General features: G+C 44.4%; 14 protein-coding genes and 2 pseudogenes. 9 read left to right on the top strand and 7 right to left on the bottom strand.

Annotated elements, in window-relative coordinates:
• Positions 1 to 13 precede the first annotated feature (13 nt).
• Positions 14 to 658: a hypothetical protein gene (locus tag G9U52_RS10390; RefSeq protein WP_166149027.1), complete on the bottom strand. Its 645-nt coding sequence runs from the start codon at positions 656 to 658 to the stop codon at positions 14 to 16.
• Between the two features lie 275 nt (positions 659 to 933).
• Entirely contained in the window at positions 934 to 1,899 is a 966-nt protein-coding gene (locus G9U52_RS10395) for an acetylxylan esterase (protein ID WP_166149029.1), read from the bottom strand.
• Between the two features lie 186 nt (positions 1,900 to 2,085).
• On the opposite strand from G9U52_RS10395, the gene asd reads away from it, so the two are divergent.
• Complete coding sequence (gene asd / locus G9U52_RS10400; RefSeq protein ID WP_166149031.1) at positions 2,086 to 2,883, top strand: archaetidylserine decarboxylase; 798 nt, start codon at positions 2,086 to 2,088, stop codon at positions 2,881 to 2,883.
• Between the two features lie 79 nt (positions 2,884 to 2,962).
• On the opposite strand, the gene kduI is transcribed toward asd, so the two are convergent.
• The 3 genes from kduI to G9U52_RS10415 all read right to left on the bottom strand — a co-directional run bounded on the left by kduI (position 2,963) and on the right by G9U52_RS10415 (position 6,516).
• The gene (kduI, locus tag G9U52_RS10405) at positions 2,963 to 3,796 is read right to left on the bottom strand and encodes a 5-dehydro-4-deoxy-D-glucuronate isomerase (RefSeq protein ID WP_166149033.1); all 834 of its coding nucleotides are present in this window, start codon (positions 3,794 to 3,796) and stop codon (positions 2,963 to 2,965) included.
• A 207-nt stretch (positions 3,797 to 4,003) separates the two neighbouring features.
• Positions 4,004 to 5,758, bottom strand: coding sequence for a sensor histidine kinase (locus tag G9U52_RS10410; protein ID WP_166149035.1), 1,755 nt, complete (start codon positions 5,756 to 5,758; stop codon positions 4,004 to 4,006).
• The gene (locus tag G9U52_RS10415; RefSeq protein ID WP_166149510.1) at positions 5,755 to 6,516 is read right to left on the bottom strand and encodes a response regulator transcription factor; all 762 of its coding nucleotides are present in this window, start codon (positions 6,514 to 6,516) and stop codon (positions 5,755 to 5,757) included. The genes G9U52_RS10410 and G9U52_RS10415 overlap by 4 nt, the downstream gene beginning before the upstream one ends.
• A gap of 178 nt (positions 6,517 to 6,694) precedes the next feature.
• Here G9U52_RS10415 and G9U52_RS10420 point away from each other — a divergent pair, with 178 nt between their 5' ends.
• The 6 genes and pseudogenes from G9U52_RS10420 to G9U52_RS42055 all read left to right on the top strand — a co-directional run.
• Positions 6,695 to 8,008: an ABC transporter substrate-binding protein gene (locus G9U52_RS10420; protein WP_166149063.1), complete on the top strand. Its 1,314-nt coding sequence runs from the start codon at positions 6,695 to 6,697 to the stop codon at positions 8,006 to 8,008.
• Between the two features lie 101 nt (positions 8,009 to 8,109).
• Complete coding sequence (locus G9U52_RS10425) at positions 8,110 to 9,000, top strand: carbohydrate ABC transporter permease (protein WP_166149065.1); 891 nt, start codon at positions 8,110 to 8,112, stop codon at positions 8,998 to 9,000.
• Positions 8,997 to 9,830, top strand: a complete 834-nt coding sequence (locus tag G9U52_RS10430) for a carbohydrate ABC transporter permease (protein WP_166149067.1) — start codon at positions 8,997 to 8,999, stop codon at positions 9,828 to 9,830. Before G9U52_RS10425 ends, G9U52_RS10430 begins: the two co-directional genes overlap by 4 nt.
• Before the next feature lie 15 nt (positions 9,831 to 9,845).
• Positions 9,846 to 11,354 (top strand): sulfatase family protein, encoded by a 1,509-nt coding sequence (locus tag G9U52_RS10435; RefSeq protein WP_243767248.1) that lies wholly within the window; start codon positions 9,846 to 9,848, stop codon positions 11,352 to 11,354.
• Between the two features lie 226 nt (positions 11,355 to 11,580).
• Positions 11,581 to 12,189: a GNAT family N-acetyltransferase gene (locus G9U52_RS10440; RefSeq protein WP_166149069.1), complete on the top strand. Its 609-nt coding sequence runs from the start codon at positions 11,581 to 11,583 to the stop codon at positions 12,187 to 12,189.
• 45 nt (positions 12,190 to 12,234) lie between these two features.
• A pseudogene (locus G9U52_RS42055) lies at positions 12,235 to 12,378 on the top strand (transposase); the annotation flags it as partial.
• A 311-nt stretch (positions 12,379 to 12,689) separates the two neighbouring features.
• Here the strand turns inward: G9U52_RS42055 and G9U52_RS10450 are convergent.
• Positions 12,690 to 13,295 (bottom strand): nitroreductase family protein, encoded by a 606-nt coding sequence (locus G9U52_RS10450; protein ID WP_166149071.1) that lies wholly within the window; start codon positions 13,293 to 13,295, stop codon positions 12,690 to 12,692.
• A 26-nt stretch (positions 13,296 to 13,321) separates the two neighbouring features.
• Positions 13,322 to 13,507, bottom strand: a pseudogene (locus tag G9U52_RS42060) (nitroreductase family protein); the annotation flags it as partial.
• A 166-nt stretch (positions 13,508 to 13,673) separates the two neighbouring features.
• On the opposite strand from G9U52_RS42060, the gene G9U52_RS10460 reads away from it, so the two are divergent.
• Positions 13,674 to 14,039, top strand: coding sequence for a helix-turn-helix domain-containing protein (locus G9U52_RS10460; RefSeq protein WP_166149075.1), 366 nt, complete (start codon positions 13,674 to 13,676; stop codon positions 14,037 to 14,039).
• Between the two features lie 56 nt (positions 14,040 to 14,095).
• Positions 14,096 to 14,257 carry a hypothetical protein gene (locus G9U52_RS39225; RefSeq protein ID WP_207952885.1) on the top strand — a complete coding sequence of 54 codons (162 nt, stop codon included), beginning with the start codon at positions 14,096 to 14,098 and terminating at the stop codon, positions 14,255 to 14,257.
• Positions 14,258 to 14,259: the final 2 nt, after the last annotated feature.

The following is a 14,259-nucleotide window of genomic DNA, read 5'->3' on the forward strand; positions in this document are numbered from 1 at the left end:
TGATAGCTAATAACTATTCGATAATTTCAACGTCTTCGATTGCTGCTTCAGCTTCTGCTACCGCTGCATCAATTGCTACTTCAGCTTCTGCTAACGCTGCTTCAATTGCTGCTTCGTCTCCAGCTTCAACTGCTGCATCGATTGCTGCTTCAGCATCTGCTACCGCTGCATCAATTGCTGCTTCAGCTTCTTCTACTACTGCATCTACAAATTCTTCAACTGTTGGAATATCTTCATTTGCCATTTCTTCAGTCGCTTCTGCTGCATCATCAAAATAAGTGATTTCCCAGTCGCCTTCCTCTGCAGTCCATTGAGTTGCATCTGTGTATTCTGCCACACCAGAGAAGGTTAACGTATACTCAGCAGATTCTCCTGGCAAAATATCTACCTTCAAATTCGAAAAATCATGATTAGCTACTTCTGCAGAATCACCTTCATCATTATGAAGAACGATTTTAACATTAACCTTAGTTACTTCAGAAATATGTTTGTCTCCAGAATTATGGAATACGCCAACCGCCGTCAATTCGCCACCCTCATAAGCTACTGAGGTCACCTCAAAATCCATTTCTGCATCCGCAAATGCTAACGAAGACATCCCCAACAAACAAGCCCAAAGCATGGTCGAAACTGTTAAATATTTTAGTACATTCTTCATCGATTCTCACTCCCATAATATGTGTATGTTTTCCTGCTTTTCTTATTATATTACGTTTTTTAAAATAAGAAAGAGAAAATTTTAACTTTTTGAAAATAAACTGTCAAAATATATCGATTTTCACGAAAAAAGTTTTATAAAGGGCCTTTTCACCCTGTAATCAGGGTAAAAAAGCCCTTTGACCTAGTAATCTCCGAACAATTAATTCACAATATTTTCACATTTGCTCCCTACTCTATGTTTCAAAAGCACCAGTGTTAGGTAATTTTCCAACTTTATAAGTAGTTTTGGACGAAACGCATCATATCTTCTTCATGGAAAGGTAAGCCCTCATGCCCATAATCGTGATAAAGCCTGACTTCCTTTTCGCCAGCCAAATGATTAAAAGCAGCAAAGCATGTCGATGGCGGGCAGGTTGTGTCCTGTAAGGTAATGGCCATCAAAGTTCTGGCTGTAACCCGTGATGCCAGATTCATCCCATCAAAGTAGCTTAACGTACGGTATACCTGATCTTCCTGGAGATGCCCAGGGTCAAAGCGGCGAAACCAGTTTTTGATCTCCACATAAGGGCCGGTAGCATGAATTTCTACCGAGCGGCGAAAGTGGCATAGAAAAGGATAATTAGATAAAGCTAGCTTAGGACGAGCGTCCAGCCCTGCTACCGCGATAGCTAACCCACCGCCTTGGCTGCCCCCATAGACCGCAATCCGGTTCATATCTACCTCTTCACGTGCACATACAAAATCAAGGGCTCTTACGCAATCCAGATACACTTGCTTATAATAGTATGAAGCAGGGTCAAGGATGCCTAAGGTCATCCATCCAGGAGATGCCCCCTGTGGATAAACAGCTAAATCCGGCGACAAGCCACCTTGTCCCCTCACATCAATGGCGAAGGCTGCATAGCCCATCGAAGCCCATTGCAGCAGGTCATTTGGATATCCCCGATTACCGGAATATCCATGGTACTTAACAATAACCGGCAAAGAGCCCGCTTGATGCTCGCCAGCAGGTGTTACATACCAACCATGGATGGGTGTTCCATCGCTGCCTTGAAATACAACATCATAGATCTTCAACGTCTGTAGTGGATGATTCTCTACCAACTGAAGCGATGCATTCAGAGGTACCTGGCTAGAGAGCGCCTTCGCTTCTTCCCAAAATGAGTCAAAATCCGCTTCCATGGTTAATTCCGGTTTGTAATCCCGAAGCTGGGATAAGGGCATATCAACATTAGGCATTCCTGACAACTCCTTATTTCATAAACTTAACCTCCTGCTTATTGTACCAAGTATTGCCCTACAAGCAACCCTAATTTTATTCATCTATTTAAGGCATTTAAGGTTCTTTTGTTCTTGCGCTCAGGAACGTTATGTGTCAAGATATTCGTTAGTAACCAATCGACAAGAAATAGGTGAATGGCTGTTATGATGAAATCTTTTTTTCGCTTGCTTACGGAGCTATCCTCTCGTAAAGGGATATCACGAATCACCGGTACATTTGCTAAATCCAAAATAAGCCGCAAGCTTATTCCGCGCTTTGCCGGTATTTATGGCATCCGTTTGGAGGATGCGGAAAAGCGATGGACCGAGTATATGTCCTTAAACGATTTTTTCACACGCAGGCTTAAAAACGGGCTACGCCCTATTGACGCGACTCCACAAGCGTTGGTTAGTCCTGTAGATGCGGGCATCACAGGTATGGGGCCAATTAACGAGGGCTTGATCCTTAACGTCAAGGGACAAGACTATACGGTCGAGGAGCTGTTGAATTTCTCACCGCGTACAGTCAGCTATAAGAATGGTTTTTATTTTGTGCTTTATTTAAGCCCTACCGATTACCACCGTATCCACACCCCTATTGAGGGACAAATTATCGAAAAAGAGCATGTGCTTGGCAAAGTTTATCCGGTCAATGAATTTGGACTCCGCAATATGCGCAGAGTGTTAAGCCGTAATGAACGGCTCATTACCTATATGCAGCATGATGATGGAGAGGTTGCCGTTGTCAAAGTGGGTGCGATGAATGTTAGCAGCATCCAATATGCAACGCCTTTAGCTGTGCGTCCCAAGCGTGGCGATGAGCTCGCTTACTTTGAATTCGGCTCAACCGTCGTGCTGTTAATGGAAACCGGCACCTTCGAATGCCGCCCAGATCTCCAGGTTGGCAGCAAAGTCAGCATGGGCCAATTGCTTGGCTTCGTCAAACACAAAAAACCGTCGTAAATTCGACGGTTTTTTTGTTGCCTGCTGCATTTTATTGCCTGTTTAGCGCCATCCATCTTTTTGATACAAGGATGAATGCCTATTTCAAATCCTTAGGGGCGACCATATCCATATCGCCAAATTCCTGGTTCTCGCCAGCCATTGCCCAGATAAACGTGTAATTATTCGTACCTACGCCGGAGTGGATGGACCAGCTTGGGGATATGACTGCCTGCTCGTTACGGACAACCAGATGGCGTGTCTCATCAGGCTCGCCCATCATATGGAACACCAAGCCATCCTCAGGCATATCGAAGTAAAAATAAACCTCGGAGCGGCGGTTATGGGTATGGCAAGGCATCGTATTCCACATATTGCCCGGCTTAAGTAAAGTCATGCCCATGACAAGCTGGCAGCTTTGGACGCCATTCAAATGTATGTACTTATATATCGTACGTTCGTTGGAGGAGGTGATTGCGCCCAAATGCGCAGGCTCCGCTTTGCTGATCTCAATCTTTTCCGTTGGATAATTCGTATGCGCTGGCGTCGAGTTGAAATAAAACCGTGCCGGATTGGCGGCATCAGCACTTTTAAATACAACCTCCTTGTTGCCTAGCCCTATGTAAAGACCGTCCTTGCTGTCCAATTCATATTCGGTTCCATCAACAATAACCGAGCCTTTGGGACCAACATTGATAATCCCGATTTCACGACGCTCCAGAAAATAGTCAGCGCCCATATCATGCTTGTCAGCTTCGAGCTTAATCGGCTCGGCTGCCGGAATAACACCGCCTGTTATAAAACGGTCTACATGGCTATAAACCATATTTAACTTACCCGAAACGAATAAGGCCTCGATCAAAAACTCGCTTCTGAGTCTATCCGTGTTGTAGGTTTTGGTTTCTGCGGGATGCGTTGCATAGCGGATTTCCATAGTAACAATTGCCTCCTCAAAATAGATGCTAGAAAAGTGCTGGTTGGAGCTGAATTCACAATTAAACGCTTTCATTAAAGAGAGGACAGGCGCGGATAATCATCTCTGCGCTGCACACTACTCATACTCTCGAACTCATGCTCATGTTATCATAATTCTGTTCGCCTCGCTACCATCTCACTCTACTCAGACTCTATGTAAATCTAACTACATCGGGATGTGTACCGATACCACCGTTCCCCATTGCTGCTTGCTTTGAATATGAATTTTGTAGACCGAGCCATAGGTTAGCTGGATACGTTTGTTCGTATTGACCAGACCGATATGCTCACTCGCTAGCCCCTCAAAATCCATCTGCCTCCTGACTTCCTCCAGGCGTGCTTTGCTCATGCCAATGCCATTGTCGATCACGGCGATGCGGATATAAGCAGAAAAGCAGGTTATTTTGATTTTGATACCACTTTTCCCCTGCTTTTCCTTGATTCCGTGATAAATCGAATTTTCGATTAACGGCTGCAAGAGCAGCTTAACAACACTATATCTTTCAACATCCTCTTCTTCATAATCCCAAATCACATCAAACTGGTTACGGTAACGGATTTTTTGGATACTGAGGTAATTTTCCGTATAGTTGATTTCTTTCTCCAATGTGACAATTTTGTTGGGGGTGTCCAACGCATATTTCAGCAGGTCTGATAAATATTCCAGCATTCGATTAGCCTCATTGGGCTGGCCCGTCAAACCGATCACCTTCCAATAAATCGTCTCCAGCGTGTTGAACAGGAAATGCGGATTGATCTGCGATTGCAGCGCCACCAGTTCGGCGGCTTGAAGCTTATATTTTTTCTCGGACAGCTGCACCTGCAAATAATTTTGTTCAATAAAATTTTTGACTATTTTTTGCGTAATATAATCATATTCATTCACACCGCTCGAAGGCGAGATGCTAGGCAAGGGAATCCCTCGCTCCGCATAGTTAATAATCGAGATAATATTACGGATATGGTTCACATTCCGCCGCGTTAGGTAGTAGGTCAAGGCAAGCCCCAGCAGGAAGGATAAAAGCACTAAAGAGAGGGTAACTGTACTCAGCTGGAAAGGAACCGGCGTTAGCGACTGGCCCTGTGTGATCGAGATGTATCTCCAGCCATATTTGCTCGAATGCAGCTGTGAGATCAAATACGCCTTACCTTCGTTTTGCAAAGTGAAAGATTCATTTGCATACATGATGTCCTTCAAGTTGATATTCTCCAACTTGTCGAGCGGTCGATTTTTGAAAATCACCTGGTCATTGCCATCAACAACCAGAATATGCTGGTCCGGATAGGTCACGATATTTTTCAATAAATTCTCAATATAGTTCGTATAAATATTTAATACAATAACCCCATTGGGCTGGTACAACACATTGGAAAACAGGTTTTTATAAACGGTCGTTACCGATATCGGCGCTTCGAACGAATAACGCTGGATTTGCCGCGGCTCCGTCCAAACCTCTGTTTTATTCTGGTTGTCCTTAAAGCTGCTCCTCCAGGATACATCATGAAATTCACTGAAGGTCGTCAAGCCGACACCATTGGCGATAAATTGGTTATGCTCATTATTGACATACACATAAATCGATTCAATATACGGCTTGGCGATAACAGGCGCGTTTATATAATTTTGCGAGGTTTTCATTAAACGCAGATTTTCCAGGGTTAACGTTTGCGTTTGCAAAATGTCCTCAATCCTGTAAAGGACCTCAGTATTGCCTAAGCTGATGCTTAACGAATCGATTTCGTTAAAAATCAGTTCGATATTGCGGTCGATTTGGTTAAATAAATTCAAATTGTTTTTGTTAACTTCCTCCTGCAAATAGCGCTGGGTAATGACGATGGACAAGGTGCCCAAGATGATGATCGGGATCAGCAGAGGCACAAGAAACAACAATAAATTTTTCATAAAGAACTTTTTTCTCATTCCAGCCTCGTTGATTGTTCACGGGTATTCCTGAATTCACGCGGGCTCATCCCAAAATGCTTTTTAAAGGTACGTGTAAAATTTTTCGCATGGCTATAGCCGACCATCTCACTAATCTCATAGGTTTTGTAACGAATATCCTTGAGCAGCTCGGTAGCTTTGTTCATCTTGACCTCAGCTACAAAATCGGAGAAGTTTTGTCCTGTATTTTCTTTAAAATAGCGGCTTACATAATAGGAATTCATCCTGACCAGCGCGGCTGCTTCCTCCAGTGTTGCCTGTTTGTAATTTTGCTCCACATAGCTGCGGATCGTTGCAATTACTTTTTCATTGAAGGTGCCCTTCTCATTCAGGCTTTGCTTGCCCGTCTGCTCCTCCTCCACTTTGTCCATTTCCTGTTTAAGCTTGGTGAAATGCTCGTACAGCTCATTATACTTGGTAGGCTTGACGATATAGCCTTTAACATCATAAGATAAGGCCTGCTTGGCATATTCAAAATCCTTGTGCCCGCTTAAGAGGATCATCTTGATTTTACTTTTGCGGCTATGCAGCTCTTTCGCTACCTCAAGGCCGGTCATAATCGGCATTTTAATATCGCATAGCATCACATCTACGTGGTGGGCATCTATATAAGCCAAGGCCTGCTTGCCATTCTCAAAGCTGCCAACGACATCAAAGCCTATATCATTCCAGGGAAAATATTGAGATAAGCCATTCCTGATCTCCACCTCATCATCTACCAGCACCAGCTTGTACATCAATCCAAGCCCCCTTTCTTTACAAAAACACGCCGTTCGACATAAAAAAGCAAAAAATGATACCTTTTGATGAAAAATTATGAATAATGATACCTAATACAAATTTGTATGCCTTTTCATTCTGCGGCAATCATCTTATATTCTATACTATCAAATAGTGATTAGGGAGGTTTTATTTTTGAAACGAACAATGAAGTGGTTCCAAATGTTAGGTATATGCTCACTGCTAATGGCCGTATTTGCAGGCTGTGCAGGTGGCCAGGATGCATCCCCCAACGCAGGTGGTGCCGTGGAGAACTCTAACCAAAAGGTAACTTTACGCTTCGCATGGTGGGGCTCAGAAGGACGTCATAAAGCGATACTAGAAGCGATTGCTTTGTATATGAGCAAAAATCCTAATGTGACCATCGAGGCTGAATACGGCGGGTTTGATGGCTATTACCAAAAGCTCCTTACCCAGTTTGCCGGTGGTACCGCTCCCGATTTAACACCTTTATCCTTCGACTGGATCGATGAAATTGCCGTTAAAGGCGATCTTGTCATGGATCTAAACACGCAGAAGGACAACATTAACCTAAGTGCCTTTAACACCGATTTTCTGAGTAAATATGTCGTGTTCGACAAAAAGCTCGTTGGGCTTCCGATGGGCATTAACGGAATGGTCAGCGCTTATAACCAGGATTTTTTCAAGAAATTCAGTATTCCCGAGGATACCAAGTGGGATTGGGAAAAAATTCATGAGTACGGCAAAAAAGTACACCAGCAGGACGCAACCGCTTATTTACTTTCCATGTTAGACGTTCGAGGCTTCCTTCAGCCTTATGTCAAGCAAAAGACAGGCAAGCCATGGATCAATGATGACAAAACGCTTGGCTTTGACGAAGCGACCTTAACAGAAGCATTGGCCTACTACAAAAAGCTGTTGGATGATGGTGTTCTCCAACCGGTGGCCGAAAGCAGCCTGTACCCGGAGATCACGCAAAACCTTACCTGGCAAAAAGGCAATATCGGGATCTCCTTTGGCCTTTCATCGACGATAACCAAGCTTAAGTCCTTTATTCCAAATACCGAGGTCAGTATGTATCCGGTTCCGTCCAATGCCAAGGATTCAGGCGTATTGGTCAATCCGAGTAACCCACTTGCGATAAATAAGAGTACCAAATTCCCACAAGCGGCGGCCAAATTCGCAAGCTGGCTGTTAACTGACCCTGAGGCTGCACAAATTCTGAAGGATACCTACAGTATCCCGGCAGTCGAGAAAAATTCGCAGCTATTGGTTGAGAAGAAGCTCGTTGACCCAACTGTAGCCAAAGCCGTAGCCATCGCTCTTGAGAAACCAGGGGAGCCGATCAACGGTATTAGCAACAATCAGGAGCTAATCAAGCTGGTAGAGGATTATATGCAGCAGGTCGCCTTTGGACGCACAGCTCCAGATAAAGCTGCACAAGAGATTATTAAGCGTTTGAACGACAAGCTAAAAGCTATTAAGTAATGGTAGTCTTTGCACAACTCTATAAGCATTTGACGACAGGCGGAAGGAGCGGTTAGCTGCCCTCCCGCCTTTTCCTTTAACTAGAAGATAGGAGTGGACGCATGGATCGCATAAGCAAAAAGTACATCGGATTAGTGTATATTAGCCCTTGGCTTATTGGTTTTCTTGTACTGACGTTGTACCCGTTTTTCACTTCGTTGTACTACTCGTTTACCGATTACAATATGCTAAAAGCTCCCAACTTTGTCGGGCTCACTAATTATATCGATATTTTCACCAATGACCGCGACTTCTACCAATCACTTTGGGTTACCTTTTGTTATGTCATGATGGCAGTACCCGCCAAGCTTGCTTTTGCTCTACTCGTTGCGGTTATTTTGAATATCCAGATGAAGGGTATTGGGATTTTCCGTACTGTCTACTATTTACCTTCCATTCTGGGCGGAAGCATTGCTGTTTCGGTTCTGTGGAAGTTCCTGTTTATGCGCGAGGGCTTAGTGAACAAAATGCTCTCCTATGCTTCACTTCCGCCCATCGACTGGCTGGGAGATCCCAAGCTTGCCTTATTCACCATTACCTTGCTTCCGGTGTGGGAGTTTGGCTCCTCCATGGTATTATTTCTCGCTGGCCTCAAGCAGATTCCCAAAGAATTATATGAGGCAGCCAAGGTGGATGGCTCGTCACGAATCCGTACCTTCTTCAGCATTACGCTTCCACTTTTGACCCCTATCATTTTATTTAATCTAATTATGCAAACGATCGGGGCTTTCCAGCAGTTTACCGCTGCGTTCGTCATAACGGGAGGCGGTCCTGTCAAATCAACCTATTTATACGGCTTGATGCTGTATGATAATGCGTTCCTTTATTTCAAAATGGGCTATGCCTCCGCGTTATCATGGATTCTGTTTGTGATCATTATGACCTTTACGTTTATTTTACTGAAAACCTCCAACCGCTGGACTCACTATGAAGATGGGGGCGATGGCAAATGACCTTGCAACGAAATATATGGACAATCGTATTGCTGTCTCTGTTTGGACTTTTATTTATTTATCCTTTGGTATGGCTCGTATCGGCTTCGTTTAAGCCCAATAATGAGGTTTTCTCGACTATTGGCTTGATCCCCTCTACCTTTATTTGGGACTCCTATATGAAGGGCTGGATAGGCATCGGCAAAAACAGCTTTAGCACCTTTTTCACCAATACGTTCATTATGGTTGTTCCGGTTGTCGTGCTGACCGCATTGTCCAGTACAATCGTAGCCTACGGGTTTGCCCGCTTTAATTTTCCATTAAAGAAGCTGCTGTTCGCACTAATGATGTCCACCTTAATGCTGCCCGATGCTGTCATTATGATTCCACGTTATATTTTGTTCAAAAATTTCGGCTGGCTTAATACGTATTTACCGTTTTACGTACCTGCCTTGCTGGCAGTGCATGCCTTCTTCGTTTATTTATTGATTCAATTTTTCCGCGGGATTCCACGGGATCTGGATGAAGCTGCCGTTATTGACGGCTGCGGCTCTTTCACAATTTTAACCAAGGTGCTTCTACCGCTGGCGAAGCCTGCATTGTTCTCGGTATGTATTTTCCAATTTATATGGACCTGGAATGAATTTTTTAATGCTTTGATTTATATTAACAGCGTGTCCAAATTTACGGTTGCATTAGGTTTGCGAATGGTACTCGATAACGAAGGCGCCGTGCAGTGGAACCAGGTTATGGCGATGTCCGTGCTTACGATCCTTCCCTGCATTATCGTATTTTTTATTGCACAAAAATATTTTGTCGACGGTATTTCCACAACCGGGTTGAAAGGATAGCCGTAAGCTATTAAGATGGGCAGGAGGGGTAGGCGACCCCATCCAGAAGCTCTATCCAAAAGCCCCATTTATTTACCTGTCCCCGTGTCCTATTTCTTGGCAGCATATGATTTGATAAGGAGTGACGTTGATTTCATGAGCAAACCCGCTAAGCCAGAACGCAAGCAGCCTAATGTGATCGTGTTTTTCACTGACCAGCAGCGCTGGGATACAACCGGTGTGCACGGCAATCCGCTCGGCCTGACACCGAATTTCGACCAAATGGCGCGCCAAGGCACCCATCTGGAATATGCCTTCACCTGCCAGCCGGTATGCGGCCCTGCAAGGTCCTGCCTACAGACCGGCCTCTACGCCACAGAGACAGGCTGCTATAAGAATGGCATCCCGCTGCGCCAGGATTTGCCTACGCTTGCGGGCTACTTCAATGAAGCGGGCTATGACACCGGCTATATCGGCAAATGGCATCTTGCCGTAACCCGCGACCAGCCCGTGCCGGAGCATCTGCGTGGAGGCTATAAATATTGGCTCGCCGCGGACGCGCTTGAGCATACCTCGGATGCTTATGAAACGTTGTTGTACGATAACGATAACCAGCCTGTTAAGCTTCCGGGCTACCGCGTGGATGCGCTGACTGATGCGGCAATCCGCTATATTGACGGCCATAAGAGCGATCCCTTCTTCTTGTTCCTGTCCTATCTGGAGCCACATCACCAGAACCACCGTGACGATTACCCGGCACCTGACGTGTACCGTGATATGTACACTTCACGGTGGGTACCGCCGGATCTGGCCGCTTTGGGCGGAACAGCGCACCAGCATCTCGGCGGCTATTACGGGATGGTCAAACGGCTGGATGAAGCACTTGGGCGCATTAGGGATACACTGCGCAGCCTGCACCTGACGGAGGAAACCATTATCCTGTTTACCTCCGACCACGGCTCGCATTTCAAGACACGTAATGGCGAATACAAGCGCTCCTGCCATGAAAGCTCTATCCGCGTGCCAAGTGCCTTGTATGGCTCGCAATTTACAGGCGGCGGCAGCGTCCGCGAGCTGGTCAGCTTGGTCGACTTCGTGCCCAGCCTGCTGGATGCCGTGGGCATCGAGGTGCCCGACCATATGCAAGGCAGGTCGGTCGTGCCCTTGCTGCACAGCCGCGAAAGCCGTGCGGAATGGCCCGGCGAAGTCTTCGTGCAGATCAGCGAGTCGCATACTGGGCGCGCCATCCGCACGCATCGCTGGAAATACAGCGTAAGCGCGTCCGCTGGCTTGTCCGGTGGGGATGCGACCCAATCTGCATCCGCTGAGGAATATGTGGAGCAATTCCTCTACGACCTCTATGCAGATCCCTATGAGCTTTCCAACCTCGCGGGTATGGAATCGCATCGGGATGTCGCGAACCAGCTTCGCGATACATTAATCCGCCGAATGGTTGAAGCGGGCGAGCAAGCGCCGCTGATCCACCCTGCACCTGTACTGCCATCGGCACAAAGAAAGGTGCGCGAGCAAGAGATTTTCGAGTAAGGGAAGCAGCAGTACAACACCGCGTTTGGTTGTTGGCGCTTAGGTTTTGGCAGCCCCCTTATCGCTAAAGAGCCTTCAACACCACGGTAAACGTGGGTTTGAAGGTTCTTTTTTCAAACTCAATTGTCAGAAGAAAATAAAGTATTTTCTTAGTGCTTAGGTTATGATAAGTCCCCTGTTTAAGCACTACCTAAATGAGTATTTTATCAAACGGAGAGTGAAAACAATGGAAATCGTTCCAATAGAACTAATAGGCAAACGTGTGAAACTAATACCATTAGAAATCGAACATACTCATGACTTATTTGAAGCAGGAAAATACCCTGAAATATGGACTTATATAGCCAGAAGGGGTACTACATTAAATGAGATGCAGAATCTTGTACAAGGGGCGATTGTTGCAAGGGAAAAAGGACAAGAGTTGCCTTTTGTAATTGTTGACCAGTGGACGAATCGTATAGTTGGTAGTACGCGATTTTTAAATATTTCGAAACCTAACAAAAGCCTGCAAATTGGTTCAACTTGGCTCACTCCCGAGGTTTGGAGAACAAGAATAAATACTGAATGTAAGTATCTATTACTGCATCATTGCTTTGAAACTCTATCAACATTACGTGTTGAAATAGTAACAGATTCTCGAAATATTCGTTCCCAAAAGGCTATCGAAAGATTGGGAGCAGTAAAAGAAGGAGTTTTACGAAAACATCGTATCATGCCTGATGGATTCGTTCGTGACTCAATTTTTTACAGTATCATTGCTCAAGAATGGGAAAAGGTTAAAGTTAGACTTGAAGGTTATTTATCAAATGACGTTGATAACCAGTCACTAATATGACAAAATGCTTCTTAGAAACACGGAATCTAACTAGGAATCATTTTTGAATCTATGGCCTGTACACTTATCGGCGCTATTGGTGATATTGAACGTTTCTCAACATATTTAGAGCTTAAAAAGTACCTTGGTGTAGCTGCGGAGAATAAAATCTCGGGAACATCCGTTTTTAAGAGTAGGCAGACATCTTCTCGCTCCATCTTTCTGCTCTTTGACACTTTTATGCTCATCCATTCGATCAAAAAAAAGATCGGTTTTGGATCACTTGAACGTGACCCGAAACCGATCTATTTTTGCTTTAGGAGAATAGTTTATTTTCGCTCCAGAACCTACTTCCACGTTCATTGCTGCTGCCATGAAAGCAACCCCCTGTTGCACGAAAGCTTGAAAATGTGCGCTGGTATTATGAGCTTGCGCAGCGGCTTCGTCTTTTCATCGACTTTGAGAGTAATTGTTGATTATGCCCAAGCTGTAATCGTTTCAACCGGCAGGCGGTAGGAAGGTTAGCCCTCTTTGACTGCTTTTCCTATCGAGATCAACATGACCGGTTGGAACCGTTCTTTGTCCAGGCCAAAAGCTTCAGCGATCTGGTCCTTCTCATAACCGGCCATCGGGTTGGTGTCATATCCGTGGGCACGGGCAACAAGCATCAGTTGCATCGAAACGAGGCCCGAGTCAATTAGGTTCATATCACGCAGGTCGGATGCGCCCATGTTCGCATAATAAGGTTTCGCTATTTGTAATTGCATATCCATGATGTCCTGTGGCATGTATCCAAGTTCAACTGCTTTGCCGAAAATTTCGTCAATATACTCAATGTTGTTTGCATCGTAAAATACCGCAATGACAGCCGAGGAAGTCAGAGCTTGCGTCTGGTTGAAGGAGGCCAGCGGTGCAAGTTTTTCTTTGCCTTCAGCACTGTCGATGACAAGGAAACGCCACGGCTGCATGTTAATGGCAGAAGGGGCACGGGAAGCTTCCGCCAAAATTTCAGTCATTTCCTCCCGGCTGATTTTCACTTCAGGATCGTAGACTTTAACGGAATGGCGCTCCAAGACGATTTTATTGAATTCGTTTGTTTTGTTGAATTTGCCGGTGATTGTGCTCATGTAGATTTCTCTCCTTTATATATCGGTTTTAAATTGTACGGCATGCGTTCAGCCAAATTATAAATGTAATCTGCGTTCAAAAGCATCGCAAAAGATGTATCATTTTGTTGGGTATTAAACATAACAAGAGGACGTACTTTCCCCTTTCCTTCTTCACTCTCAACGACCACTACCCGCCAAGGTTGTAGATTAACTGATGATAGAGCTGTTGTTCCACATCTTCAATGTTGTCGAAATTTTTTTGTTTTAAAGATGTCATCTTACTTAACTCCTTTTTTAATATTTGTGAGATCGGGCTACATGTCACTTATCATCACTATGAGGATTGTAAACTATGAAGTATACTTTATAGCAAGTGAAAAAAACGAGGTGCCTAATATGAAGATTAGTGAAGTAGCAAAAATTGTTGACCTTCCTATATCAACTATCCGTTACTATGAGAAAATGGGCATTATCACTGATGATTATATACTGAGAGAACAGAATAATTATCAGAATTATGCTTTAGAAATCATTCATCATCTAGATGTTGTTAAAAATTGTTTAGCTGTTGGTTTTTCAATCAATGATATAAAATCCATGATCTCGAAAAATGGAATATCAAAAGATGAACAAACACGCATTATTAAAGAAAAAATATCAGAAATTGAAGACGCTCAAAAAAAATTAGAGGTTTCCAAAAACAATCTTTACGACATTCTTGAATTGGATATTACGTGTGAGGATGGGTTCGGAAAATATTAATTTAGGGATACTGCGGCAGTAATAAAATCTTCTGGGGCTTACAAGCACCCTATCTATTGTGGGATAAAACGGATGCAAGCGGTAAGCCTGTGCCCTCTGGTGAATATACGTTGATTCTTAAAGAACCGGTAACCTTCGATTATTCGGTAAATGGTAAATTTGAATCGATCGTGACTCACCGCGCGGAAAGTGATATAATATCACCGAACATTTACTGAAA

Origin of the sequence: Paenibacillus agricola, assembly GCF_011440305.1 — a bacterium.
Lineage (GTDB): Bacteria > Bacillota > Bacilli > Paenibacillales > NBRC-103111 > Paenibacillus_S > Paenibacillus_S agricola.